This window comes from Bacillus sp. C-3-6 (assembly GCF_054509685.1).
In genome coordinates this window covers 4,876,440-4,902,068 of record NZ_CM137247.1, presented here as the reverse complement: position 1 = coordinate 4,902,068, position 25,629 = coordinate 4,876,440, and the positions used below count along the sequence as shown (strand labels likewise).

Genomic DNA, 25,629 nt, shown 5'->3' with positions numbered 1-25,629 from the left:
ATACTAATTTTGTTTAATTTAACAATATTTTATAATTGTAAATAAAATATTAAGTTTTCTGGAATCAATTGATAGTGTATTTTGCTTTTGTTATCTTTAAATCGCATTATATAGATTTACTTTGTTTCTTTAGTAAAAAAATAAAATCGATATAATGCTACAAATTATCGGAGGTGCTTTTAGTGAGCATTAAGAAAAAAAGTCGTTTTATGTTTGGATCTGTTTTATCGTTAGGTATTTTAGCTAGTACTTTTGCTTTAACCGAACCTGCTAAGGCTGATACAAAGGATGATTATGTAGAATTTACCTTTAGACTTTGGAATGCATATGATTTTACTAATGCACGTCCTAAAGAGACACCTACTTCTATGTATATGCGTGTAAAGAGTAGTGAGAAGGGCGGTGGTTCTTTTAACGTTTGGACAGAAGCTGATAAAAATAAAGGTAAAGGTAATAGAGATTGGGTAAATGTTTCAGGTGAGTCGGGTAAGCATGAAGGAACGGTGAAACCAGGTAAAACGTATCTTTTCCAAAATTACGCATATGAAAACTATGGAAAAAATGTACCTGTGAGATTTGGTGGTTATTCTAGAGAAAATAATGCTTATCCTACTGCTTGGAGTCCTGATAGTGTAAGACCGAGTGGACCTTACACTGAATATTGATTTAGAAATTATAAATTGAAATTATTTATTGTGTAGTACTAGAAAAAGTCGTATAGTTCCGAGTCTTGATTATACGGCTTTTCCTGCTATTTCATTTTTAAAATAGGAGGAGTTGTAATGAGGTTTATCTCAAGATATATTTTAGTTTGTTTTTTTATATTGAGTATTAGTTTCTTAGTTTCTTGTCAAAAGAAAGTAGATGAACCGATTGTAAATATTGAAGATACTTTAACGGAAAAAGATAATTTGAAAAGTATTCAGTTACAAGAAGTTAAGAAAAATACTATTGTTGAACAAGTGTTTTTAAAAAGTGAAAATGGTCATGATTTCTTTCAAGGTCAAATAGAAAGAAATGATAGCTTAATAGAGGATAAGCTTTCAAATAAAAAATTAAAGTCAGGAGTTATACCAGAAAATTATTATGTTTTTTTAACGGGTGTGACGAATAAGAAAAAACCAACGTATCTTTTGGGACGGATTGAACAAATTGATGGAAAAATAATTCAGTGGAAACAAGAAGTTAAGAGTGTAAAAAGAAAAGGTACAAATGATGTTTATCAGTATGAAGTTGAGTTTCCTAAATTTGAAGGAGAGAGAGCAAATGTTTCTTTTCGTTACATTTGGTTAAATAAAGAAAATAAATGTTATGGTGTTGCGGATCAACTGTTCATATTAAAAAAGATTTAAATTTCATTAATGGTTTATGGAGGAGTTGTAGATGAGTTACTTTTTAGGAAGGATTTTAAAAGGTAGGATGTTTTGGTTGTCTGTATTTATTATGTTAGTAATTGTCATTGCTCAATATATTGCTATGTGTGTAACAACGAAAGGATTTAATGATGCTGGGATTATAAAGGTATCTCCATATTTATCTAACATTTTACATTTTAATAGATTACCATTTTATAGTGAATTTTATCTACTTATATTTCCTATGATTTCTGCAATGGCTGTAGCTGGGATTTATAGAATTGATAAAAATTATGGATTTATTTATCCTGTCATTTCTAAGATGGGAACGCGTCATTATTTTAGATTACTTTATTGTATTAATTTTATAGTATCTTTTTTTATTATAAGTGTCCCTTTACTATTTCATTTTTATTTATATGCGATGACTTATCCGACAGTTGCTCCGCATCCGATATTAAATTATATGGCGGCTACTGTTTCACCAACAGCTCAATTTAATACGGTTTATTATGAGTATCCTACTTTATATTTTCTAATGTATGTATTTTTAAATAGTTTATACGGTGCGGTTTTTTCGAGTTTGGCTTTATCAATTTCGTTTTTTATAAAACGAGTTTATTTTATTTATTTAGTTCCATTTGTTTTACATATTTTTTGGCTTGGTATTGGAAAAGGGATTCTCAATCCTAAAGATTATTTAATTAAAGATTTCGGCTTTTTTGAATTGCAAATTTTTCTTAGTGTCCTGTTATGTATTTGGTTTTGTTCTGTAGTTCTTTATTTACGGGGGAGTAGGAAGCATGTTCTTTTATAATGTAATGAAAGAAACTATAAGGATGAAATATGTTGGGTTAAGTATTCTCTTTTTACTTAATGTTAGTATCATTGGTTGCTTGTTCAATTATTTTGAACAGGGCATTGTAAAAGAGAAAATGAACGAATTGGAAACTTTGTATAAGGTTATGTCGTTTTATAATTTGTCGACTATATTTATTCCTTTAACAATTGTTTTTTCTGTATATTCTATGTCGAATTTTTTTAGTATTTATGTTGTTTACAGAGTGAATAATGTATTGAAATTAGTTTCCATATATTATATAAAGTTATTCGTTTTTGTTTCCTTTTTTGCTGGGAGTATGATTTTACAGTTGTTTTTGATGTCAAATAGGATGGCTGTAACTAGTGTTGATGTAAATTATCCATTATTATTTTGCATTCAATTATTTGCGAGTGTTTTTATATGTATGATAAGTGCTTTATTGCAATTATTTTTACCTAGTTTACTTGTAATAATATGTATGATTACTGCTGTTTTATTAGATAGATTTATATTACATGGATCTTTATTTACAAATGCTTTTTATATAAATGTGTTTGAAGATGCTACTGGTTTATTTATACGCTTATTTGGCTGTTTTTTTATCTTTTTTATAAGTGTATGGATTTTATCTAAAAAAAGTTATATTTCTATGAATGATGAGACAGAGGTGATCTAGTTTACATTATGATCTTATATTATTTGTTAAAAAGAGATTTACATGTAAGGTTTCGAGATTCCAGAAAGATAATGGCTTTTTTATTCTTAATTTACGCTATTATTGCAATTGCTTTTTTATACAATCAGCCTCTTAGTAATGGTAAAGAATCTGTATTAGTAGATGTTACCTTTTATCGATTTTTTCATGGAGTAGACTTTGTGGATTTATCTTATTTTTATAAGGAGGGGCGATTTTCTATTCCTTTTTATTGGATATTCTTTCAAATCACTCCTTTGTTGCTTGTAGGGAATTTTGCTTTTTCAGATATTCAACAGAATGGTGTTTATTTATTTCCTCGTGTTAAGAAGAAGCATTTTCTGTGGTTAACGAAAATGCTATCTTTGTTTTTTTACATAGTTTGTATTTGGGTTGTTATGTATTTTATTTGGTTTACGGTGTACTATTTGCTTACTTTTGGCGAGAGTTCTTTATATAGTCAATTTTCTTATAAAATATTAGGTACTATGCTAATTCAAATAATTATAAGCTTTTTATTAGCTTTGATTTTTGAGTTTTTAACGTTTTATATACCAATAACTATTGTTTTTGTACTAATGTTGTTGTACCTGTTTTTGTCTATTTTCTTTCATAGTATTTATTTTTTAGGCTCTTTTGTTATGCCAAATCGTTGGTATTTTGTTGATCACAGTTCAATTCAATTGACTTTAGGTAATAATCAATCTATTCAATGGAATGATTTACTCCTAATAGGGGTAGTAATTGTTGTTGTAATGATTTTATTAGGTAGTTTTTGTTTTAAAAAACTAGATGTGATAGGTGAATAATTTATGGACAATTATATTAAATGTGAATGTATGACGAAAAGATTAAAAGGAAATATTGTGTTAGATAATATTAATTTGTCAGTAAAAAAAGGCGAATTTTTAGTTTTGAAGGGGCATAATGGCTCTGGTAAAACGATGATTTTACGCGCTATATCAGGGTTAATGCGTTTGAATTCTGGAGTTGTTTATGTAGACAACGAAACAATTGGAAAACAAAGGGAATTCCCTGATTCTATGGGGATACTGATTGAATATCCAAGTTTTATTCCAGCGTATACTGGTTTTCAGAACTTGAAATTTTTATCATCGATTAATAATAAAATTTCTGATGAGGAAATTTATAATATTATTCAGAGGGTTGGACTTGATAAAACAGATAAGAGAAAGTATAAAAGATACTCTTTAGGTATGAAACAACGTTTAGGGATAGCGCAAGCTTTAATGGAACAACCAAAATTATTGTTATTAGACGAGCCAACTAATGCTTTAGATAGTGATGGGATAAAAGATGTTTTAGATATTTTGGAAGTAGAAAAATCTAAAGGAACGACTATTATAGTAGCTAGTCATGATGTGCATGTCCTGGATAATGGTATAGTAGATCGCATTGTACATGTTAATAATGGAAAGTTGGTAGATTAAGAGTGACAAGAAATCATGTCTTAATAATCATTGGATTGTGTCTGTTGCTATGTATATTTGCTAGTTTATTTAGATTTAAAACATTAAATCTAAATAATGAATCTTATAAAGTGGTAAAAGATGAATTTTTATCTAATAGAACTTTTGAAGATGGACAAGGAGTTACGTTTCATGCTCTTGATCCTCTTGATCCTACAAAAGTTTATGATCCTTATGAAGACCGTGAAGTAGTGACGTATGTTTTACCTTTAAATATTACAAATACAACAAATCGGGATATTAACTTGCTTAGTAATGAGTCTATTTCCGATACATTGTTTTATTCTAAAATAGGCGAGTTTTATAATGTAATTCCGTATGCAATGGAGTTACCTAAACAATATCAGTTTGATCCTGTAATACCTGCTGGTAAAACAGTACGAGGATATATAGGGACAAATTATTTTATAGGAGATGACCCTTATAAAAATTATAAAAACTTTTCAAATGAATCAACTAAGGTGAAATTTATTTCTTTTATGAAGGATAAGAAAGGGAAATATCATGAATTAGAAATACCAATAAATTAATAAAATTCGTGATTGATCCAGATATATTTTAAGGGTGTTTTTTGCTGTGGTTGAGTAGATCTTGCAACATAACAGTATCGTTTAAAGTCGGAGTTGTTTCGCAGGTGTAAGTATCTATGGATGCTGCACCTGCGGAATTTCCGACTTTTTGTAATTGTTCATTTAAAACTAATAGATTTCCTTCGATTATCCTCTTTTAAAGTGGGATATTTAATACGGAATTTGCAATAGAGGGATAGAGAAAAGACATATTAGTTTGTTGGAACAAATGAAATGAAAACTTTTTTGAATATAAGGCCTGACATTCGGCCGATTGTTGTCATAGTTATAAGACAAGTGTTACAATTATCATTAGGTATATACATTTTAGTTTTTTAATTAGGAGAAAAATTGGCATAACATACATTTGATTTTTACAACGACTGATTGTAATAGAGAAAAAGAAAAACAATCGGAAGTTTTATTTTAATAAAAGAGGAGCGTATTTCCTATGATCGGTATTTTAAAAAAGGTGTTTGATGTAAACCAACGCCAAATTAAACGTATGCAAAAGACAGTTGAGCAAATTGATGCATTAGAGTCATCTATTAAGCCACTAACTGATGAACAATTAAAAGGCAAGACGCTTGAATTTAAAGAACGTCTAACAAAAGGTGAAACAGTAGATGATCTACTACCTGAAGCTTTTGCAGTTGTTCGCGAAGCGGCAACTCGTGTTCTTGGAATGCGTCCATATGGCGTACAGTTAATGGGTGGTATTGCCTTACATGAAGGGAATATTTCTGAGATGAAAACGGGTGAAGGTAAAACGTTAACATCTACATTACCTGTATATTTAAATGCTTTAACAGGAAAAGGTGTTCACGTTGTTACAGTCAATGAATACTTAGCACAACGTGATGCGAACGAAATGGGACAACTTCATGAGTTCCTTGGCTTAACGGTAGGAATTAACTTAAACCATATGTCACGCGAAGAGAAACAAGAGGCTTATGCTGCTGATATTACGTATAGTACAAATAATGAGCTTGGATTCGATTACTTACGTGATAACATGGTTTTATATAAAGAGCAGTGCGTTCAACGTCCACTTCACTTTGCTATTATCGATGAAGTCGATTCTATTTTAGTCGATGAAGCGCGTACGCCGCTTATTATTTCGGGACAAGCTCAAAAATCAACAGAGCTATACATGTTTGCAAATGCATTCGTTCGTACGTTAGAAAATGAAAAAGAGTATTCATTTGATGTGAAAACGAAAAATGTAATGTTAACAGAAGATGGTATTACGAAAGCAGAGAAAGCTTTCCATATTGAAAACTTATTCGATTTAAAACATGTAGCACTTCTTCACCATATTAATCAGGCGCTTCGTGCACACGTTGTTATGCACCGTGATACAGATTATGTTGTACAAGAAGGCGAAATCGTAATTGTAGACCAATTTACTGGTCGTCTTATGAAAGGTCGTCGTTATAGCGAAGGATTACACCAAGCGATTGAAGCAAAAGAAGGTGTAGAAATTCAAAATGAGAGTATGACGCTTGCGACAATTACATTCCAGAACTACTTCCGTATGTATGAAAAGTTATCTGGTATGACTGGTACAGCGAAAACGGAAGAAGAAGAATTCCGTAGTATTTACAATATGAATGTTATCGTAATTCCAACAAACAAACCGATTATTCGTGATGATCGTGCCGATTTAATCTTTAAATCAATGGAAGGTAAGTTCAATGCAGTTGTTGAGGATATTGTAAATCGTCATAAACAAGGGCAACCTATTCTTGTAGGTACAGTTGCAATTGAAACTTCAGAGCTTATTTCAAAAATGTTAACGCGTAAAGGTGTACGTCATAACATCTTAAATGCGAAAAACCATGCGCGTGAAGCAGATATCATTGCAGAAGCTGGTATGAAAGGTGCTGTAACGATTGCAACGAATATGGCTGGTCGTGGTACAGATATTAAGCTTGGAGATGATGTGAAAATCTTCGGTCTAGCAGTTATCGGTACAGAACGTCATGAAAGCCGTCGTATTGATAATCAGTTACGTGGTCGTGCTGGTCGTCAAGGGGACCCTGGTGTGACGCAGTTCTACTTATCAATGGAAGATGAATTAATGCGCCGATTTGGTTCAGATAATATGAAAGCAATGATGGATCGTCTTGGTATGGATGATTCTCAGCCAATTGAAAGTAAAATGGTTTCTCGTGCGGTAGAGTCTGCACAAAAACGTGTTGAAGGAAATAACTATGATGCACGTAAGCAGTTATTACAATACGATGATGTACTTCGTCAGCAACGTGAAGTTATTTATAAGCAACGTCAAGAAGTAATGGAATCGGAAAACTTACGTGGCATTATTGAAGGTATGATGAAATCTACAGTAGAACGTGCTGTTGCGCTTCATACACAAGAGGAAATTGAAGAGGATTGGAACATTAAAGGTCTTGTTGACTACTTAAATACAAACCTTCTTCAAGAAGGAGACATAAAAGAAGAAGAATTACGTCGCCTTGCTCCTGAGGAAATGAGCGAACCGATTATCGCGAAATTAATAGAGCGTTATAATGACAAAGAAAAGCTTATGCCAGAAGAGCAAATGCGTGAGTTTGAGAAGGTTGTTGTATTCCGCGTTGTAGATACGAAATGGACAGAGCATATTGATGCGATGGATCACCTTCGTGAAGGTATTCATTTACGTGCTTACGGTCAAATTGATCCACTTCGTGAGTACCAAATGGAAGGATTCGCGATGTTCGAGTCAATGGTTGCTTCTATTGAAGAGGAAATTTCTCGTTACATTATGAAAGCTGAAATTGAACAAAACTTAGAACGTCAAGAAGTTGTTCAAGGTGAAGCTGTTCATCCATCTAGCGATGGCGAAGAAGCGAAGAAAAAGCCAGTTGTAAAAGGTGACCAAGTGGGCCGCAACGATTTATGTAAATGTGGTAGCGGTAAAAAATATAAAAACTGCTGTGGTATTGTTCAGTAATATAGGGCGGTAGCTTTGGCTGCTTTGCAAACTTTTATATCAAAAATGTATAATTAAGAAGAATTAAACTCTCTCCGTAATAAGTGGAGAGAGTTTCCCTTGTTTTCATACGAAAGTAACAGCAATTACATAGAGGTGAAGGAAATGGAATTAGTAGAAATTAGACAGGAATTAGAGAAAATGGCTAAGCGATTAGCGGCTTTTAGGGGGTCTCTTTGACCTCCCTACTAAGGAGAACCAAATTGCAGAATTAGAAGAAAAAATGATGGGCGCAGGATTTTGGGATGACCAACAAGGCGCACAAGTTGTAATTAATGAAGCGAATGCGTTAAAAGATATGGTTGGAAGTTTCCGTCAGTTAGATGAGACGTTCGAAAATTTAGAAGTAACGCATGAGCTTTTAAAAGAAGAATATGATGAAGATTTACATGAGGAATTAGAATCAGAAGTAAAAGGCTTAATTCAAGAAATGAATGAGTATGAGCTTCAGTTACTATTAAGTGATCCTTATGATAAAAATAATGCGATTTTAGAATTACATCCAGGTGCAGGTGGAACTGAGTCACAAGACTGGGGTTCTATGTTATTACGTATGTATACACGTTGGGCTGAAAAACGTGGATTTAAAGTAGAAACGGTTGACTATTTACCAGGTGATGAAGCTGGTATTAAGAGTGTAACTTTATTAATTAAAGGTCATAACGCTTACGGTTACTTAAAAGCAGAGAAAGGTGTACATCGTCTTGTACGTATTTCACCATTCGATTCTTCAGGTCGTCGTCATACATCGTTTGTATCTTGTGAAGTTGTACCAGAGTTCAATGATGAAGTTGAAATCGAAGTACGTACAGAAGATTTAAAAATTGATACGTACCGCGCAAGTGGAGCGGGTGGGCAGCACGTAAATACGACAGATTCAGCAGTTCGTATTACACATACACCGACAAATACAGTTGTAACGTGTCAGTCAGAGCGTTCACAAATTAAAAACCGTGAGCATGCGATGAAGATGTTAAAAGCGAAATTATATCAAAAGAAACTAGAAGAGCAACAGGCACAATTAGATGAAATCCGTGGGGAACAGAAAGAAATCGGATGGGGTAGCCAAATCCGTTCTTACGTATTCCACCCGTATTCTCTTGTAAAAGACCACCGTACAAATACGGAGGTTGGTAACGTACAAGCAGTTATGGATGGAGAGATTGATCCATTTATTGATGCTTACTTACGTTCTCGCATCTAATAAGCGAAAAAAAGCCAACAAAATTGTTGGCGCATGCTGAGGATATAGAGGATATAAGGCATTTGATTTTATTTTTATAGATGAAGTAAAGAGGAAGAGAAGTTGGAAACGACAACTTCTCTTTTTGATGGGATTATATGTAGATTACAATGCTGTATATTGTTTTGTAAAAAGTAGAGAATAGTAAAATAGAGCGGTAATAGGGTGAAGATTTATATAGAACTTTTCTAATTTTCCTTTTAAAAAGGATTCTTTATAGAAGTTTTTTAAGTTGTTCACAGAATTGAAACAACTTATGAAAGCTTTATTTTATCAAGGTTCTCACTGTATTTTTGAGGAATATGAAATACACCTTAGTTTTTCTATATAAAGATAATGCTTATAATGAAAATGAGTGTGTTAGGAATAAAAAGAATATCAACAATGGGGAGCGATAGAAGTGAAAAAGAAATTGTTGGCTATTGCGCTAGGGACATCGGTTGTTTTTACTTTAGGAGCATGCGGAAATAAAGAAGAGAGTAAGTCTTCGAAACAGTCTGCAAGCACAGACAGCGCAGAACAAATTTTCCAAAGAAGTTGTGCTGGATGTCACGCAACAGATTTATCAGGGGCAACTGGACCTGATTTAAGAAAAGTGGGCGGTAAGTACGACGCCGCAGATATCGAAGAGATTATTAAAAAAGGCCGCGGTTCAATGTCACCAGGACTTATTCAAGGTGAAGATGCGAAAAAAGTATCTGAATGGTTAGCAGAACATAAATAAAAAAGGTGAAATGGACGAGTTGATAATATATTCAACTCGTTTTCCTTTTTCTGGAATGTAACATAACTGTAACAAAAATGTATCCAAATTGGAAACCGTTTGATGTTACAATGGGGTTTGTAGAATTTTGCTGAAATATATTACATAGAGTGGTATTGCTTATGAGAAAGCATAAGTAAACTACCTTCAACAAGGATGAATAAGTGAAAATGAAGGATGTCTTTTATTTTCAGATGTACAGAAAAGTATTTCGAAAAAAATCATTAAGTATTGGGTGATAAATAATGATAAAAATGACGAATGTTTATAAGGAGTACCCGAATGGTATGAAAGCCATTGCTGGTCTTACAGTTAACATTAAACAAGGTGAATTCGTATACGTAGTTGGACCGAGTGGAGCCGGAAAATCTACATTTATTAAAATGATGTATCGTGAAGAGAAACCATCTACAGGATCTATTAATGTAAATGGACTTACTATCGAAACATTGGCAGAAAGAGACGTTCCGTATTTTCGTCGTCAATTAGGCGTAATTTTCCAAGATTTTAAATTGCTACCTAAATTAACGGTATATGAGAATGTTGCGTTTGCTTTAGAAGTAATTGAAGAAGAACCGGATGCAATTCGTGAGCGTGTAACAGAAGTTCTAGGTCTTGTAGGCCTTGAAGATCGTGCAGACGCACTTCCAAGTGAGCTTTCGGGCGGGGAGCAACAACGTGTGGCTATTGCAAGAGCAATTGTAAATAGACCAAAGGTTGTAATTGCCGATGAGCCAACAGGTAACTTAGATATTGAAACAGCTCTTGATATTATGAATATTTTTACTCGCATTAATGAGCGCGGCACAACGATCGTTATGGCGACGCATAATGCAGATATCGTAAATACAATCCGTCATCGTGTAATCGCGATTGAAGGCGGAAAAATTGTTCGAGATGAGATTGAGGGAGGATACGGATATGAAGGCTAAGACCCTTAGTCGACATTTGCGAGAAGGTGTAAAGAATCTATCACGTAACGGATGGATGACATTTGCTTCTGTTAGTGCAGTAACAGTTACATTATTACTTGTAGGTGTCTTTTTAACAGCGATTATGAATATGAACCATTTTGCGACGAAAGTAGAGCAAGATGTAGAGATTCGTGTACACATTGATCCAGCTGCAAAAGAAGCGGATCAAAAGAAATTAGAAGAAGATATGAGTAAGATTGCAAAAGTAGATTCTATTAAATATTCTTCTAAAGAAGAAGAGTTAAAACGTTTAATTAAAAGCTTAGGTGATAGTGGAAAAACGTTTGAGTTATTTGAACAAGATAACCCACTTAAAAACGTATTCGTTGTAAAAGCAAAAGAACCAACAGATACAGCGACAATCGCGAAGAAAGTTGAAAAAATGCAGTTTGTCAGTAATGTTCAGTACGGAAAAGGGCAAGTTGAACGATTATTTGATACTGTAAAAACTGGTCGTAACATTGGGATTGCGTTAATTGCTGGTCTTTTATTCACAGCGATGTTCTTAATCTCTAATACAATTAAAATTACAATTTATGCTCGTAGTACAGAAATTGAAATTATGAAACTTGTTGGTGCAACAAACTGGTTTATTCGTTGGCCATTCTTGCTAGAGGGATTATTCTTAGGAGTATTAGGATCAATTATTCCAATTGGCCTAATTCTAGTTACGTATAATTCGTTGCAAGGTGTGTTTAACGAAAAACTTGGCGGAACAATTTTCGAGCTTCTACCATACAGTCCTTTCGTATTCCAATTAGCTGGTTTACTAGTGTTAATCGGTGCTTTAATCGGTATGTGGGGAAGTGTAATGTCAATTCGTCGCTTCTTAAAAGTATAAAAAGTTGCAAACATAATTCGTACAAGCTTATCATATAGTAGAAATAGGTAAAGGCATCACACACTGTGTGATGCCTTTTGCTACACCACCTGTGTGTTTTGGAAAGGGGAATTCCGCATTGAAACGTAGAGTTGCAATTATTGGAATGGTTGTTGCATTTTTAATTGGTGCTGGCGGAATGTTTGCAGGCATGTCTGTATTTGGGGTTACCCCAGCAGAAGTAACGCAAACAATTTCGAGTGGGAATGCTAGCACTGCGCAAGGGAATTTGGCAAAAATTAATGAGGCGTATGCACTAATTGATTCACGTTATGTGGAAGACGTGAAAGATGAAAAGTTAGTTGAAGGTGCAATACAAGGTATGTTGTCTACGCTGAAGGACCCTTATTCCACGTATATGGATAAAGAAACAGCCAAACAGTTTAGTGAATCGCTTGATCCTGAATTAGAGGGGATTGGGGCTGAGGTGAACAAGACGGACGATAAGCTTATTATCGTATCGCCAATTAAAGGTTCACCAGCAGAAAAGATAGGAATTAAACCGAATGACCAAATTTTATCTGTAGATGGAAACAGTGTGAAAGACTTATCACGTGAAGAAGCGGTATTAAAAATTCGTGGTAAAAAGGGAACGACTGTCGCAATTGAAATTAAACGTGCGGGAGTAACTGATCCGATTGTATTTAAAATTAAGCGTGAAAAGATTCCAATCTTTACAGTGTTTAGTTCTGTGAAGCAAGAGAGTGGAAAAGATATCGGTTATATGCAAATCACTTCTTTTGCTGAAAATACAGCGAAGGAATTTAAGGATCAGTTAAAAGAGTTAGAGAAGAAAAATATAAAAGGCTTAGTTATTGACGTGCGTGGTAATCCTGGTGGCTATTTAAATAGTGTAGAAGATATACTAGGGGAAATTATGACGAATAAAAAGCCAATGCTACAAGTAGAGCAGCGAAATGGTGAGAAGAAGAAATTCTCTACGGAACTGAAAGAGAGGAAACCATATCCAATTTCAGTATTAATTGATAATGGAAGTGCTTCTGCTTCAGAGATTTTAGCGGGTGCGCTGAAAGAAGGAGAAGGATACGATTTAATTGGTGAAAAAACATTTGGTAAAGGTACTGTCCAGCAAGCTGTTCCATTTAAAGACGGCAGCAACATTAAATTAACAATGTTTAAATGGTTAACACCGGATGGGAACTGGATTCATAAAAAAGGAATCGCACCAACAGTAGAAGTGAAGCAACCAAATTATTATCATGCGACACCAATTCAAATTGAAAAAACACTTTCATACAATTCAAATGATGTACAAGTAAAACATGCTCAAGAAATGCTTAAGAGCCTAGGGTATGTACCAGGTCGTGAAGATGGATACTTTAGTAAAGAGACAGAATCGGCGCTGAAAGCATTCCAAAATGCGAATGAGATGGAAGCGACAGGACAGCTTGATAAAAAGACAGCTGAAGCGATTCAAACTAAAATTATCGAAAAAATCCGTTCTGGAGAAAATGATTTACAATTACAGTCAGCATTAAAGTTAATGGCAAAATAAGAAGAAATACAGGCAGTTTGCTGCCTGTATTTTTTTGTGTTAAACAAACGTTTGTTTAGTTGTGATAATATAAAAAGAAAGAATGATATAAATGGTGGTGAATGAGTTCGTGGAGGCGTGGATTTTTGAAATAATGCGGGCAGTTGGACGTTTTTTCTTACACCCTGCTGTCTATATATTTGTAATAAGTAGTATCTTCGTTGGATACTTACGTATGTTAAGAGAACGAAAAGATTTTTCTTTTAAAGTTTATGATATTTGGTTTGAACTGCGAACCTCTCTATTTGCAGGGATTGGATACGGATTAGTAGTATCTATTATTACGATTGGGCTTGGACTTGTTGTTTCTAAAGCAAGCTTATGGGCCATTTTAATTTGGACATTACTATTTGGATTAACGGCTATGTATCGATATTTATCGGCAGCTTATACATTTAGCATTGCGATTGTATGTGTTCTATTATCTTCTAAGCTACCAGTTTCCTTCTTACAGCTTCGAGAAGGTGAAGAGAGTACCATTGTATCCCTTGCTATTTTACTAGGCGTTATGCTTATTGTAGAAGGCTTATTGATTTCTAAAAACGCGGTAGGATACTCTACACCGAAGATTAGGAAGGGGAAGCGTGGATTAAAGATTGGTTTACACGAATCAAAGCGTTTATGGATCGTTCCTATTTTTATTCTTGTGCCGGGTGATGCGGTAACGCAGTTTATTTCATGGTGGCCTGTCGTTTCAATAGGTTCAAATACATATTCTCTATTCCTCGTTCCATTTTTAATTGGGTTTATGAGAAAGATTAAAAGTTATGAGCCGACGGAAGCTTTATTATTTACAGGAAGACGTGTTTATGGATTAGCAGGACTTGTGCTCGTTTTAGGAATCGCAAGTTACTGGTGGCACGTACTTGCAATTATCGCGATGGGAGTCGCGATGCTTGGGCGTTTCACAATTTCGATGCAAGAGAAAATTGCCGATGAAACAAGACCAGCGTATTTTGCTGCACGCAATGATGGGCTCATTGTACTAGATACAATTCCAAATACAATTGGAGCAGAGCTGAAATTACTGCCTGGAGAAATTATTACGAAAGTAAATGGAGTCATTCCAAAAAGCGCCGAGGAATTCTATGATGCGCTTCAAACGAAGACGACAGGAGCATTTTGTAAATTAGAAGTATTAGATACAAATGGTGAGCTTCGTCTTGCACAAACTGCATTATATGCTGGTGGACATCACGAATTAGGTATTGTATTCGTTGAACAGGAGCATGAGTGGGATTCAGAAGCGATGTAATAGAAGGAATGGTATCACCTTGTGGTGGTACCTTTTTTTGTTTTTTGGGGGGAGGGTAGTTAGTAAATGAAATTTATATCGGCGATTTTGCAAATATATCAGCGTAACTTGAAATATATCGGCGATTTTGCAAATATATCAGCGCAACTCGAAATATATCGGCGATTATTCGAATATATCGACTTTCCAGCAAAAAACGACAACTATCGCAAAGCTTATTTTCAGTTTCATAGACGGATAACTTGAATAATTATTTGATAATGGTTATCATTTAGGGAGTCTTTTTAATTTTGGAAAATGGAGGTAAGATATGCTGCGTAAATTTTTCTCGTACTATAAACCGTATAAAGGTTTATTTATACTCGACTTTTCTTGTGCGGTTGTCGCAGGATTATTAGAACTCGGCTTCCCGCTTATCGTAAATCAATTTATTGATAAGTTATTGCCAGGGCAAAACTGGACGCTTATTTTATGGGCTTGTTTCGGTTTACTCGCAGTTTATATGTTAAACGCAGGTCTACAATATGTTGTTACATACTGGGGGCATATGCTCGGTGTTAACATTGAAACAGATATGAGGCAGAAATTATTTGATCATATTCAAAAGCTATCATTTAGATTTTTTGACAATAATAAAACAGGTCATTTAATTTCGCGCCTTACAAACGATTTAATGGAAATTGGGGAAATTGCTCACCATGGACCAGAAGATTTATTTATCGCCGTAATGACTTTAGTTGGGGCATTCTCATTTATGATGATGATCAACTGGAAGTTAGCGCTATTAACGTTCTTCGTCATTCCATTCTTATTATGGTTGGCGCTTTACTTCAATAAAAAAATGACAGGTACGTTCAGACGTTTATTCTCAGATGTTGCTGATTTTAATGCATGCATTGAGAACAATGTAGGGGGCATTCGTGTTGTACAAGCATTCGGAAATGAAAAGTTTGAGAAAGAGCAATTCGCTGTGAACAACGCTCGTTTCCGTACAACGAAATTAATGGCGTATAAAATTATGGCTTTAAATTCATCGATTAGTTATATGCTCATGCGTCTCGTAACGCTCTTCGTATTAATATGCGGTACATGGTTTGTTCTGCAAGGAGAATTAACATACGGTGGATTTATCGGATTCGTTCTATTAACGAATATTTTCTTCCGTCCAATTGAAAAAATTAACGCGGTAATCGAAAGCTATCCGAAAGGAATCGCTGGTTTTAAAAGGTATGTAGAGCTTCTTGAAACAGAGCCTGACATTGTAGACTCTAAAGATGCAATGGAGGTTAAACAGGTACATGGTGATATTCAATATAACAACATTACGTTCGGATATGAAAATAAAGAACCGATTTTAAATGACATTAGTTTGAACATACATGCAGGTGAAACGGTTGCGTTCGTTGGACCATCAGGAGCTGGGAAAACGACGTTATGTAGCCTATTACCACGTTTTTATGAGCAATCATCTGGATCGATTCAAATTGATGGAATTGATACGAAAGATATGACATTATCTTCACTTCGTAAGCAAATTGGAATTGTGCAGCAAGATGTGTTCTTATTCTCAGGAACAATTCGTGAAAATATTGCTTACGGGAACTTAAAGGCGTCAGAAGCTGAAATTTGGCAGGCAGTAAAACGTGCGCAGTTAGAAGACTTAATTTACTCACAACCAGACGGTTTAGATACTGTTATCGGTGAGCGTGGTGTAAAACTTTCTGGTGGACAGAAGCAGCGTCTAGCAATTGCTCGTATGTTCTTGAAAAACCCGCCAATTTTAATACTAGATGAAGCTACTTCCGCACTAGATACTGAGACGGAACTTGCAATTCAAAAATCACTTGCTGAATTAGCAGCTGGTCGTACAACGTTAGTTATCGCTCACAGACTTGCAACGATTAAAAATGCAGATCGAATCGTCGTTGTAAATAAAGACGGTATTGCAGAACAAGGTTCACATGATGAATTAATTGAGCGTGGCGGAGGATATAGTAGGTTATACGAAGCTCAGTTTAGTTCGTAAATATAATTTGTACTGAATTAGTGCACCATAAGTAGGTAAAAATCTCATATGGGAGGCTATAAAGTATGATTGTAACAACAACATCTACAATTCAAGGAAAAGAAATTATTGAGTATATCGATATCGTCAATGGAGAAGCGATTATGGGTGCGAATATCGTTCGTGACCTTTTCGCTTCTGTCCGTGACGTTGTCGGCGGTCGTGCGGGTGCTTATGAAAGTAAATTAAAAGAAGCACGCGACATCGCAATGGAAGAGATGAAAACTTTCGCAAGACAAAAAAATGCAAATGCAATTGTTGGTATCGACGTGGATTACGAAGTAGTTCGCGAAGGGATGCTAATGGTTGCTGTGAGCGGGACTGCTGTTCGTATATAAAGTGAAACTTTAATCAGTGGGGGTGTTTGTTCCCCACTGATTATTAGTTGAACCAATCGGGCATTTACGGGCAGTTGGTCTCCCATCTACCTTCTTTGCCTTAACCGAATTTTGAGGTGGGAGTCTTACTGCCCGTTAATGCGGGATAAAGTAAAAAGCCGTGCTGATGCACGGCTTTTTACTTTATATGTCGAAGTTTCAATATTTCTTGGGAAATGCGGAAGGTCCCGTCGATATATAGGGAAGACATTAGAGCGCTTCTTTACATTTCCGTATTTGAACTAATAATGTTTCGTATGCTTGGTTGAGAGATGTGATGTCATCGTGATGATTGGGTATAGAAATCCGGCTGATGACTTCAGTTAATTTTGTTTGTAACCTTAATAATTCTTGTTCAGTAACGTTTACAGAATTCCCGGTTGTTCTTTTTGTGTATTGCTCGTAATTACCGTGGAATACTCTTGGTTCACTCTCATCTACTTGTAGAATATGGTCTGCAACAGAGCGAATAAAGGCACGGTCATGGCTAATGAAAAGTATTGTGCCAGGATATTCTTGTAACATGGTTTCTAATTCTTCTTGCGTTGCTAAGTCTAAACAGTTTGTCAAACTTATTTCTATTTGCTATTTTTGAATTCGCTATTATAAATTTGTGCTTTTGCCAGCGCCTCAGCATCGTTTTTAATTTCATCCAGTCCATTCGCATCTCCAATAACATAACCTTCAAATGAAGAACCAACAAAATCAAAGATATATTGGAATTGAGCAATAAGCGGTAATGCTTTTAGCTTTGGATTATCCCCGCCAACGATGACAACATACATTTTTTTGCCTTTCATTTTTTCTTTGAAATGAAGAGATGTATCGCGCAAGCTTTGTGACCAGCGATCAACAAAGTTTTTCATATGTCCACTCATTCCGTACCAATATAATGGTGTAGCAAAGATAATCGTGTCGTGCTCTAACATGCGTTTCGTTAACTGCTCGTAGTCATCATTTACAGGTTGGAATCCTTCTGCATCATGACGCTTATCTGTAATAGGATAGACTGTGTGATCACGTAAATAAATTTGTTCTGTTTCAATTCCATCAATCATCATATGTGTTAAAGCTTCCGTATTTCCGTTTTGTCTTGAACTGCCATGTATAACAAACATGTAATCATCCCTTTTCTTTTGCTTGTTTTAGGAGTGAAACGTGTTTTTGCAAATTCGTTTGGATGTTGGAAAGTAATGTGATTTGCTTTGTTACTTCATTGAGTTTATCTTCGTAAAGCGTAAGGATACTGCTGCACGGATTGTCGTACAGATGCGGTTCAATTTCAAGGCAGCGCAGCATCCTTGCTGTCTCTTCTAAATTTAAGCCAATTTGTAAGTACATTTGAATAAGCTCCACTTTTTCGACGGCACTTTCATCAAAATCACGGTAGCCATTTGCGAGGCGCTTAGAAGGGAGTAATCCCTTTTCTTCGTAATGTCTTAGTGATCTTTCACTAACGCCAGTTTCTTTTGATAATTCTCCAATTCGCAATGTGTTTCACTCCTTTTACATGTATTGTAAACCTTCACACTAATGTGAAGGTCAACTCTGTTTTTTCGCAAAAGAATTTACATAATTTAAGAACACTTGAATGGCTTTAGATGGAATGAAATATTTGCCGCGAACGATAGAGAACGGACGGATTAGTTGTTCATTTGGAACTTCGATGTGGAATAGTTCTTTTGCTAGTAGCTCTTTCCGTACAGTCCAATCAGAAAGTATAGCGATGCCAAGACCGGCACTAACAGCTTCCTTTACACTTTGGATACTACTGAATGTAAAGAATCGTTTCATTTTTAAATGGTGTTGATGAATAAATCGGTCACTATAAGCGCGTGTACCAGAACCACTTTCTCTTAGTACCCATACTTGATCTTGGAGTGTGCTTTCATTTATTTCCTTTGTGCGGAGTAGTGGATGATTTGGCGGAACGACGAGCTTCATTTCATCTTGCATAAATGTTTCAACGTTAACATCAGCGTATACGACTTGCCCTTCCACTAAGCCGATATCAATTTGATTAGAGCGAAGACTTTGCAAAACTTCTTCTGTATTTGAGATAAAGGTATGCACTTCGACGCGTGGATTTTCATTCGCATAGTTAGCGAGTATTTTTGGAAGTAAGTATTCGCCAATTGTAAAACTAGCACCGATGCGAAGTGTTCCTGTTACAACGTTATGTAGTTCATTAATTTCTTGCTTAGCATCTTCGTAAAGAGAGAGCATTTGCTTTGCATGAATATATAATATATTTCCAGCTTCCGTGACTTGGACATGTTTCGGAGATCGCTGAATGAGTGTAGTTCCAAATTCGTTTTCTAAGTTGCGTATATGCATACTTACGCCAGGCTGTGAAAGATTTAATAATTCCGCTGCACGAGAGAAGTGTTTCTGTTCAACGACAGTAACAAAAATTTTTAAAATGTCTACGTTCATTTGCAAAGCTCCTTTCGTTTTTCTTTCATCTTATCATAAGTATTTCTGATGATAGAGATTTGGTATTGGTATTAAACTTATTATAGAAACTCTCTTATAATGTAAGTAGAAAGAACATGCATGTTCCAATACGATTATTGGGGTGGTACAAGGTGGAACAAACACTTGTTATACAAAAGAAGAAGGGCTTTGGATTTTCGCAAGGAATTGGGATTACATTATTAATCGCAATTGCCGCGAAATATTTAGCAGAGCTTCCATTTTTAAATATTATGGGACAATTAGTAATTGCTATTCTAATTGGGATGGTTTGGCGCGCTGCAATTGGAGTTCCTCATGATGCGATTGCAGGAACGAACTTTGCGAGTAAGAAGTTACTGCGCTTTGGGATCATCTTACTTGGAATGCGATTAAATCTTGTTGATATTGCAAAGGCGGGGCCGAAAGTATTGGTCATCGCGGCGGTTGTTATTACATTTACTATTTTTGTTGTATACGGACTAACGAAAGTATTTAAAGTAGAAAAGAAACTTGGGATTTTAACAGCATGCGGTACGGCAATTTGCGGCGCGGCCGCGGTCGTGGCAATTGCACCGCAAGTGAAAGCAAAAGATGAAGAAACAGCAGTTGGAGCGGCGATCATTGCAATTTTAGGTACAATATTTACGCTTATTTATACGTTATTATATCCAGTGCTTGGCCTATCTCCATACGGATATGGAGTGTTCTCAGGGGCGACACTGCATGAAATTGCTCACGTAATTGCGGCTGCGGCGCCAGGAGGAAGCACGGCTGTAGATATCGCAGTTATCGTGAAACTAACGCGCGTTGCAATGCTTGTACCAGTAGCGATTTTAATCGGATTATGGTTTGGTAAGAGTGAAGGTAGCGAGGAAAAAAGATCATGGCGCGACCTTCCAATTCCATGGTTCATCTTCGGGTTTTTAGCAATGAGTGCAGTGCATTCGCTTGGGATTATTCCAGAAGTTGTTGCGGGATACATTGTTGTCATTGCTTATATGCTAATCGCAATGGCGATGGCAGGGCTCGGTTTAAATGTAGAGTTTAAAACTTTCCGTAAATTAGGAAGTAAAGCATTCGTGGCAGGGCTGATTGGCTCAGTTTGCTTATCGGTTCTTGGATACGTTCTTGTATGGGGATTAGGATTTATATAAGTAGGACGAAGAAGCTGTTCCAAAAGATATTTTGGGGCAGCTTCTTTCTTATGCTTATGGTGCTACTGATGTCGATATATTTGGGAAATCGCCGATATAAATGGAGTTGCGCTGATATATTTGCAAAATCGCCGATATATTTTAAGTTGCGCTGATATATTTAAAAAATCGCTGATATAAATTGAATTACTCTTGTACTTTGTTAGAGAAGATATGCAGTGAAATGTTTTTCTAAAATTTGTAAAGATATCTTTACTTGTAACTGGAAAATATTTATAATTTAAGTAAAGATATCTTTACTTTTGAAGGTGGATCCTATGGGTGTGAAAAATAAAATAAAAGAGTTAAGAAAGCAAAATCATATAACACAAGTTGAAATGGCAAAGGCGATGCAGGTGACGCGGCAGACGATAGTGGCGATTGAAAATCATCATTACAATCCGAGTCTAGAGTTATCCTTAAAAATCGCCAAGTATTTTGGAGTGAAGGTGGAGGAAATCTTTACGCTGGAGTAAGGGGAGAGAAAAAAAAGGATAAGCTTGAGAGATTTCAATTAGATTAAACGTTTAAATATATAAGGATTGGTTTTGGTTTATTAATTAGTACGGCATCAACGAGCGTGTTAGCAACAAGGAATAATAGATAGAAAAAGGGGAACTGGGATGGGATTACCGGTGTTATGTGTCGCTACAGCTATATTTGCGCTTCTTTGGGGAATGCAAAATTTTTCTCGTAATCCAGTGCCGAGTATTTGTATTATGATTGGTACTGTAGGTTTATCGTATTATTTATTATTATTAGCCCATTATCATAAAACGGCAACGAGTGTTGTTGTTGGAGCACTTATTTTATTTTGTGGGCGCGCCATACAAAAGGGGTTATTTCCATAAAAGCTGTTTATACACTTTGTATAAACAGCTTTTTGTATTTTTTTTACAAAACACTTGAAAGTTACGTAACGTCATCTTCTATAATGAGGGGGAAGAGGTGATGGTAGTGATTTCAATACAAGAACTGACGAGAGAAACAGGGGTTACAGTACGTACACTACGTTATTATGATCAAATAGATTTATTAAAGCCGAGCGGAAAAACAGAGGGTGGGCATCGGTTATATAGTGAAGCTGACGTTATTCGTTTGCAACAAATTTTATTTTTAAAAGAAATGGGATTTTCATTAAAAGAAGTTGCGAATATGTTAGTAAAAGGTGAGCTGGATTTGAAAAAATCACTTGAAAACCAACTTCGATTTGTACAAGAAGAGCAAAAGAAGTTCAATCGAATGGAGCGTGTTTTACAAGCAGTTGTTTATTCGGTAGATGTAGAGGGAGAACTTGATTGGAAAGTTATGTTTGAACTTATTCAGCTTTCAAAACAGTCTCCTCGTATACGTGAAATATTTCAAAATGAAGTATTTTCAAAGGAAGAACAAAAGTTGCTTCATAATTTGCCGAATATGAGTGAGGAAGATCCGAATGTTTTAGAATGGGTAGATTTATTAAAGCAATTACGTATTTTTATGAAAGAGGGTAAAGAAGCCACTAGTGATGAAGTACAAAGGGCAATGAAGAGATTAATGCAGAAGTGTTTAGAAATGGCTAATGGTGACGAAGCGTTTTTAGATAAGTTATGGGAAGTTAGAAAATCAAAGGAAGATTCACAGAAAATGAGCATGTATCCAATTGAAGAAGAGTTTTTATTATATATGGATGAAGCTTTTCGTATTTATGATGAAAGGGAGAAGGATAAATGAGCATACTCGCAGAATATCGTTGGTATTTTTTAATTGGAGCAGAGATTGTATTTTGGTTATCGGCTATCGGTTTCTTTTTACTCCGTTACGGATTCCGTTTGAAGAAGGCGAGCTTTATTATGGGGATTGTACTCCTCGTAAATGAAGTGTTTATTTTAACATTAGGGGCAGTGGACTATTATCAAACAGGAAAGTTCTCTAATTTTCAAATTATTACTGTAATTATTTTACTGTATGCAGTTTTCTACGGGAAAAAGGATTTGAAGAAGCTTGATATATTTGCGCAAAAGCTAGTTGCGAAATGGCGTAATGAACCGGCGCCTATTATTGAAGAACAGGTAGAATTAACAGGTATGGCCTATGCAAAGCAGGAAATAAAAAATTGGGTATTACATCTTGTTTTATTCGTTGGTGTGCACATATTCTTTTTCTTCGCGTATGGATTTATTCCATTTGAACAATGGGGTAATTGGTTAGAATCGGGAATCGTTTTAAATAAAGCTGCAAGTCGCGTGAGCCAAGTGTGGGCAATTATATTTTTAGTTGATACAGCGATTTCATTTTCATATGTGGTTTTTCCGAAGAAGGAGAAAGGAAAAGAAAAGCTACTTTCATAGTTGAAAGTAGCTTTTGGGTATACAAATAATTTTTATAGGAGAGGATGACAATAGAAAAAAGAACCAGCTTTATATGTCTATTTCTCTTTAGTTTAGTAGCATGCTCACCATCTAACACTACAATTGATAAGAAGAACGATGTCATTGTAAAGGGAACCAGGATTTCCAATCTAGATAAATTTGAAAATTTCGTTTTGAAAGTCGAACAAAGGGAAGTTGATAAAATAAGAATTGTACAGTATACCCTTGAAGGGGACCCGATTTTTCAAACGTTAGAGTATAGTGGGAACGATATATTTTATGTGTCAGATAATAGAAAAGACAAATTTGCTGGGAAGGATAAAGGGTTACATAAAGATAGTTGTAAAAGTATTGTTAAAGAGCAGCGCGAATCAGAAAGTAATTATCGGTTAATAGATTGTATGAATGAAGCTGGGCGCAATGGATATGACTTAGTATATGTACCTAAAAAATAGAATTAGTAGAGGAAGGAAGTATTTACTCCTTCCTTTTTCTATGTGTATATTGTCGAAAACTTTACCGAATATCTGTTCGTTTTTTTAGGTTTTTTATAGGCATTCGTGGTAAAATAATAATACAGATTTTTATGAGGAGGTCGGATTTTACTTGGAACATCAATTTGAAATTATATCAGCGTATTCCCCGCAAGGTGATCAGCCGGTAGCTATAGAGAAGCTTGTAGAGGGAATTAATAGTGGAAAGAAAAAGCAAGTGTTGCTTGGAGCGACAGGAACGGGTAAGACATTTACGATTTCAAATGTCATTAAAGAAGTGCAAAAGCCAACACTTGTTATGGCTCACAATAAAACGTTAGCAGGACAGTTATATAGTGAGTTGAAAGACTTTTTCCCGAATAATGCAGTTGAGTATTTTGTTAGTTATTACGATTATTATCAGCCGGAAGCGTATGTACCACAAACAGATACGTTTATTGAAAAGGACGCGCAGATTAATGATGAAATTGATAAATTGCGTCACTCGGCAACGTCTGCATTATTTGAACGGGACGATGTAATTATCGTTGCGAGTGTTTCGTGTATATATGGTTTAGGTTCTCCTGAAGAATACCGCGAGTTAGTTGTATCACTTCGAGTTGGTATGGAGAAGGACCGCAATCAATTGCTTCGTGAACTTGTTGATGTACAGTATGGACGTAATGATATTGATTTCAAGCGTGGTACATTCCGTGTGCGCGGAGATGTAGTTGAAATCTTCCCAGCATCACTTGATGAGCATTGTATTCGAATTGAATTTTTCGGCGATGAAATTGATCGTATTCGTGAAGTAAATGCGTTAACAGGTGAAGTATTAGCAGAACGTGATCATGTAGCAATCTTCCCAGCATCTCACTTCGTTACACGTGAAGAGAAAATGAAGGTCGCTATTGAAAATATCGAAAAAGAATTAGAAGAGCGTTTAAAGGAATTAAATGATAACGGTAAGTTGTTAGAAGCGCAGCGTATAGAGCAACGTACACGTTATGATTTAGAAATGATGCGCGAGATGGGCTTTTGTTCAGGTATTGAAAACTATTCCCGTCATTTAACACTTCGTCCAGCGGGTGCAACACCGTATACGTTATTGGACTATTTCCCGGAAGATTTCTTAATTGTTATGGATGAGTCGCACGTATCAGTGCCACAAGTAAGAGCGATGTATAACGGGGACCAAGCACGTAAGCAAGTGCTTGTGGATCATGGATTCCGTCTGCCATCAGCTTTAGATAATAGACCGCTCATGTTTGATGAGTTTGAGGAGAAAACGAATCAAGTTATTTACGTTTCGGCGACGCCAGGACCGTACGAGTTAGAGCAGTCACCAGAAGTAATAGAACAAATTATTCGTCCAACAGGGCTTTTAGATCCACCAATCGATATACGACCTATTGAAGGGCAAATTGACGATTTATTAGGAGAGATTCAAGATCGTATTGCAAAAAATGAACGTGTATTAATTACGACTTTAACGAAGAAAATGTCAGAGGATTTAACGGACTACTTAAAAGATGTAGGAATTAAAGTGAACTATCTTCATTCTGAAATTAAAACGTTAGAACGTATTGAAATTATCCGCGATCTTCGCCTTGGTAAGTTTGATGTACTGGTCGGTATTAACTTATTACGAGAAGGATTAGATATTCCAGAAGTATCACTTGTAGCGATTTTAGATGCTGATAAGGAAGGGTTCTTACGTTCGGAGCGCTCATTAATTCAAACAATTGGTCGTGCCGCGCGTAATGAAAACGGCCGCGTTATTATGTACGCAGATCGTATAACAAGATCAATGGGAATTGCAATTGAAGAAACGCAGCGTCGTCGTACTATACAAGAAGCCTACAATAAAGAGCATGGTATTACGCCGAAAACGATTCAAAAAGGCGTACGTGATGTAATCCGTGCAACGACAACTGCTGAAGAGACAGAAACATACGAAGCAACTCCTGCTAAGAAAATGACGAAAAAAGAGCGTGAAAAGACAATTGCGAAGATGGAAGCAGAGATGAAAGAAGCAGCAAAAGCGTTAGACTTCGAGCGTGCAGCTGAACTAAGAGATTTACTATTAGAATTAAAAGCGGAAGGGTGAAAAG

27 protein-coding genes are annotated in these 25,629 nt (G+C 35.6%); 23 read left to right on the top strand and 4 right to left on the bottom strand.

Going from position 1 to position 25,629, the window contains the following annotated elements:
• The first annotated feature begins 182 nt into the window (after positions 1–182).
• From ACW0JX_RS25310 to ACW0JX_RS25235, 16 genes are all read left to right on the top strand, one after another.
• Positions 183–665 (top strand): hypothetical protein, encoded by a 483-nt coding sequence (locus ACW0JX_RS25310; protein WP_459245190.1) that lies wholly within the window; start codon positions 183–185, stop codon positions 663–665.
• 117 nt (positions 666–782) lie between these two features.
• On the top strand, positions 783–1,352 hold the full coding sequence (locus ACW0JX_RS25305; protein WP_459245189.1) for a hypothetical protein: 570 nt from the start codon (positions 783–785) through the stop codon (positions 1,350–1,352).
• 31 nt (positions 1,353–1,383) lie between these two features.
• Positions 1,384–2,172, top strand: coding sequence for a hypothetical protein (locus ACW0JX_RS25300; RefSeq protein WP_000120050.1), 789 nt, complete (start codon positions 1,384–1,386; stop codon positions 2,170–2,172).
• The gene (locus ACW0JX_RS25295; protein WP_459245188.1) at positions 2,159–2,854 is read left to right on the top strand and encodes a hypothetical protein; all 696 of its coding nucleotides are present in this window, start codon (positions 2,159–2,161) and stop codon (positions 2,852–2,854) included. Before ACW0JX_RS25300 ends, ACW0JX_RS25295 begins: the two co-directional genes overlap by 14 nt.
• Positions 2,855–2,925: 71 nt before the next feature.
• On the top strand, positions 2,926–3,681 hold the full coding sequence (locus tag ACW0JX_RS25290; RefSeq protein WP_002094202.1) for a hypothetical protein: 756 nt from the start codon (positions 2,926–2,928) through the stop codon (positions 3,679–3,681).
• Positions 3,682–3,684: 3 nt separating this feature from the next.
• Positions 3,685–4,323 carry an ATP-binding cassette domain-containing protein gene (locus ACW0JX_RS25285; RefSeq protein WP_459245187.1) on the top strand — a complete coding sequence of 213 codons (639 nt, stop codon included), beginning with the start codon at positions 3,685–3,687 and terminating at the stop codon, positions 4,321–4,323.
• Between the two features lie 41 nt (positions 4,324–4,364).
• Positions 4,365–4,892, top strand: coding sequence for a hypothetical protein (locus ACW0JX_RS25280; protein WP_029948375.1), 528 nt, complete (start codon positions 4,365–4,367; stop codon positions 4,890–4,892).
• 490 nt (positions 4,893–5,382) lie between these two features.
• Positions 5,383–7,890: a preprotein translocase subunit SecA gene (secA, locus tag ACW0JX_RS25275; RefSeq protein WP_075717067.1), complete on the top strand. Its 2,508-nt coding sequence runs from the start codon at positions 5,383–5,385 to the stop codon at positions 7,888–7,890.
• A 144-nt stretch (positions 7,891–8,034) separates the two neighbouring features.
• A protein-coding gene (prfB, locus tag ACW0JX_RS25270; protein ID WP_096001455.1) for a peptide chain release factor 2 occupies positions 8,035–9,133 on the top strand; the annotation gives its coding sequence in 2 pieces (ribosomal slippage) (positions 8,035–8,106 and positions 8,108–9,133; 1,098 coding nt in all).
• Positions 9,134–9,572: 439 nt separating this feature from the next.
• On the top strand, positions 9,573–9,896 hold the full coding sequence (cccB, locus tag ACW0JX_RS25265; RefSeq protein ID WP_000727975.1) for a cytochrome c551: 324 nt from the start codon (positions 9,573–9,575) through the stop codon (positions 9,894–9,896).
• A gap of 284 nt (positions 9,897–10,180) precedes the next feature.
• The gene (gene ftsE, locus ACW0JX_RS25260) at positions 10,181–10,867 is read left to right on the top strand and encodes a cell division ATP-binding protein FtsE (protein ID WP_000594319.1); all 687 of its coding nucleotides are present in this window, start codon (positions 10,181–10,183) and stop codon (positions 10,865–10,867) included.
• Entirely contained in the window at positions 10,857–11,750 is an 894-nt protein-coding gene (ftsX, locus tag ACW0JX_RS25255) for a permease-like cell division protein FtsX (protein WP_000645028.1), read from the top strand. Before ftsE ends, ftsX begins: the two co-directional genes overlap by 11 nt.
• Positions 11,751–11,868: 118 nt before the next feature.
• Positions 11,869–13,305, top strand: a complete 1,437-nt coding sequence (locus ACW0JX_RS25250; protein WP_000830318.1) for a S41 family peptidase — start codon at positions 11,869–11,871, stop codon at positions 13,303–13,305.
• 91 nt (positions 13,306–13,396) lie between these two features.
• Entirely contained in the window at positions 13,397–14,599 is a 1,203-nt protein-coding gene (locus tag ACW0JX_RS25245) for a PDZ domain-containing protein (RefSeq protein WP_053563366.1), read from the top strand.
• A 310-nt stretch (positions 14,600–14,909) separates the two neighbouring features.
• Positions 14,910–16,625, top strand: coding sequence for an ABC transporter ATP-binding protein (locus ACW0JX_RS25240; protein ID WP_000944629.1), 1,716 nt, complete (start codon positions 14,910–14,912; stop codon positions 16,623–16,625).
• A 65-nt stretch (positions 16,626–16,690) separates the two neighbouring features.
• A complete protein-coding gene (locus ACW0JX_RS25235) occupies positions 16,691–17,002 on the top strand; it encodes a heavy metal-binding domain-containing protein (RefSeq protein ID WP_000637523.1) in 312 nt (103 codons plus the stop codon).
• A 249-nt stretch (positions 17,003–17,251) separates the two neighbouring features.
• On the opposite strand, the gene ACW0JX_RS25230 is transcribed toward ACW0JX_RS25235, so the two are convergent.
• Genes ACW0JX_RS25230 through ACW0JX_RS25215 form a run of 4 tightly spaced genes read right to left on the bottom strand, consistent with a single transcriptional unit; the run spans position 17,252 to position 19,477 of the window.
• Positions 17,252–17,611, bottom strand: a complete 360-nt coding sequence (locus ACW0JX_RS25230) for a macrolide transporter (protein WP_459245186.1) — start codon at positions 17,609–17,611, stop codon at positions 17,252–17,254.
• Between the two features lie 8 nt (positions 17,612–17,619).
• On the bottom strand, positions 17,620–18,159 hold the full coding sequence (locus ACW0JX_RS25225) for a flavodoxin family protein (protein ID WP_459245185.1): 540 nt from the start codon (positions 18,157–18,159) through the stop codon (positions 17,620–17,622).
• 4 nt (positions 18,160–18,163) lie between these two features.
• The gene (locus ACW0JX_RS25220; protein ID WP_001219212.1) at positions 18,164–18,532 is read right to left on the bottom strand and encodes a MerR family transcriptional regulator; all 369 of its coding nucleotides are present in this window, start codon (positions 18,530–18,532) and stop codon (positions 18,164–18,166) included.
• 51 nt (positions 18,533–18,583) lie between these two features.
• On the bottom strand, positions 18,584–19,477 hold the full coding sequence (locus ACW0JX_RS25215; RefSeq protein WP_089171978.1) for a LysR family transcriptional regulator: 894 nt from the start codon (positions 19,475–19,477) through the stop codon (positions 18,584–18,586).
• A 152-nt stretch (positions 19,478–19,629) separates the two neighbouring features.
• Here ACW0JX_RS25215 and ACW0JX_RS25210 point away from each other — a divergent pair, with 152 nt between their 5' ends.
• From ACW0JX_RS25210 to uvrB, 7 genes are all read left to right on the top strand, one after another.
• Positions 19,630–20,652 (top strand): YeiH family protein, encoded by a 1,023-nt coding sequence (locus tag ACW0JX_RS25210; RefSeq protein ID WP_459245184.1) that lies wholly within the window; start codon positions 19,630–19,632, stop codon positions 20,650–20,652.
• Between the two features lie 317 nt (positions 20,653–20,969).
• Positions 20,970–21,167, top strand: a complete 198-nt coding sequence (locus ACW0JX_RS25205; RefSeq protein ID WP_000538364.1) for a helix-turn-helix transcriptional regulator — start codon at positions 20,970–20,972, stop codon at positions 21,165–21,167.
• A 147-nt stretch (positions 21,168–21,314) separates the two neighbouring features.
• Positions 21,315–21,542 (top strand): hypothetical protein, encoded by a 228-nt coding sequence (locus ACW0JX_RS25200; RefSeq protein ID WP_000524131.1) that lies wholly within the window; start codon positions 21,315–21,317, stop codon positions 21,540–21,542.
• Between the two features lie 100 nt (positions 21,543–21,642).
• Complete coding sequence (locus ACW0JX_RS25195; RefSeq protein WP_000260342.1) at positions 21,643–22,404, top strand: MerR family transcriptional regulator; 762 nt, start codon at positions 21,643–21,645, stop codon at positions 22,402–22,404.
• Positions 22,401–23,021 (top strand): hypothetical protein, encoded by a 621-nt coding sequence (locus tag ACW0JX_RS25190; protein ID WP_000025200.1) that lies wholly within the window; start codon positions 22,401–22,403, stop codon positions 23,019–23,021. Before ACW0JX_RS25195 ends, ACW0JX_RS25190 begins: the two co-directional genes overlap by 4 nt.
• 44 nt (positions 23,022–23,065) lie before the next feature.
• On the top strand, positions 23,066–23,497 hold the full coding sequence (locus ACW0JX_RS25185; RefSeq protein ID WP_459245183.1) for a DUF4362 domain-containing protein: 432 nt from the start codon (positions 23,066–23,068) through the stop codon (positions 23,495–23,497).
• 151 nt (positions 23,498–23,648) lie between these two features.
• The gene (gene uvrB / locus ACW0JX_RS25180; RefSeq protein ID WP_000400989.1) at positions 23,649–25,625 is read left to right on the top strand and encodes an excinuclease ABC subunit B; all 1,977 of its coding nucleotides are present in this window, start codon (positions 23,649–23,651) and stop codon (positions 25,623–25,625) included.
• Positions 25,626–25,629: the final 4 nt, after the last annotated feature.

What these genes read in the sequence shown, in the direction of transcription:
- ACW0JX_RS25245 (WP_053563366.1), top strand. Translation starts at nt 13,397, where the DNA reads ATGGTGGTGAATGAGTTCGTGGAGGCGTGGATTTTTGAAATAATGCGG.
- ftsX (WP_000645028.1), top strand. Translation starts at nt 10,857, where the DNA reads ATGAAGGCTAAGACCCTTAGTCGACATTTGCGAGAAGGTGTAAAGAAT.
- ACW0JX_RS25305 (WP_459245189.1), top strand. Translation starts at nt 783, where the DNA reads ATGAGGTTTATCTCAAGATATATTTTAGTTTGTTTTTTTATATTGAGT.
- ACW0JX_RS25300 (WP_000120050.1), top strand. Translation starts at nt 1,384, where the DNA reads ATGAGTTACTTTTTAGGAAGGATTTTAAAAGGTAGGATGTTTTGGTTG.
- ACW0JX_RS25290 (WP_002094202.1), top strand. Translation starts at nt 2,926, where the DNA reads ATGGCTTTTTTATTCTTAATTTACGCTATTATTGCAATTGCTTTTTTA.
- ACW0JX_RS25205 (WP_000538364.1), top strand. Translation starts at nt 20,970, where the DNA reads ATGGGTGTGAAAAATAAAATAAAAGAGTTAAGAAAGCAAAATCATATA.
- ACW0JX_RS25235 (WP_000637523.1), top strand. Translation starts at nt 16,691, where the DNA reads ATGATTGTAACAACAACATCTACAATTCAAGGAAAAGAAATTATTGAG.
- ACW0JX_RS25295 (WP_459245188.1), top strand. Translation starts at nt 2,159, where the DNA reads ATGTTCTTTTATAATGTAATGAAAGAAACTATAAGGATGAAATATGTT.
- ACW0JX_RS25200 (WP_000524131.1), top strand. Translation starts at nt 21,315, where the DNA reads ATGGGATTACCGGTGTTATGTGTCGCTACAGCTATATTTGCGCTTCTT.
- secA (WP_075717067.1), top strand. Translation starts at nt 5,383, where the DNA reads ATGATCGGTATTTTAAAAAAGGTGTTTGATGTAAACCAACGCCAAATT.
- ACW0JX_RS25190 (WP_000025200.1), top strand. Translation starts at nt 22,401, where the DNA reads ATGAGCATACTCGCAGAATATCGTTGGTATTTTTTAATTGGAGCAGAG.
- ACW0JX_RS25285 (WP_459245187.1), top strand. Translation starts at nt 3,685, where the DNA reads ATGGACAATTATATTAAATGTGAATGTATGACGAAAAGATTAAAAGGA.
- ACW0JX_RS25225 (WP_459245185.1), bottom strand. Translation starts at nt 18,159, where the DNA reads ATGTTTGTTATACATGGCAGTTCAAGACAAAACGGAAATACGGAAGCT.
- ACW0JX_RS25185 (WP_459245183.1), top strand. Translation starts at nt 23,066, where the DNA reads ATGACAATAGAAAAAAGAACCAGCTTTATATGTCTATTTCTCTTTAGT.
- ftsE (WP_000594319.1), top strand. Translation starts at nt 10,181, where the DNA reads ATGATAAAAATGACGAATGTTTATAAGGAGTACCCGAATGGTATGAAA.
- ACW0JX_RS25215 (WP_089171978.1), bottom strand. Translation starts at nt 19,477, where the DNA reads ATGAACGTAGACATTTTAAAAATTTTTGTTACTGTCGTTGAACAGAAA.
- ACW0JX_RS25195 (WP_000260342.1), top strand. Translation starts at nt 21,643, where the DNA reads ATGGTAGTGATTTCAATACAAGAACTGACGAGAGAAACAGGGGTTACA.
- ACW0JX_RS25240 (WP_000944629.1), top strand. Translation starts at nt 14,910, where the DNA reads ATGCTGCGTAAATTTTTCTCGTACTATAAACCGTATAAAGGTTTATTT.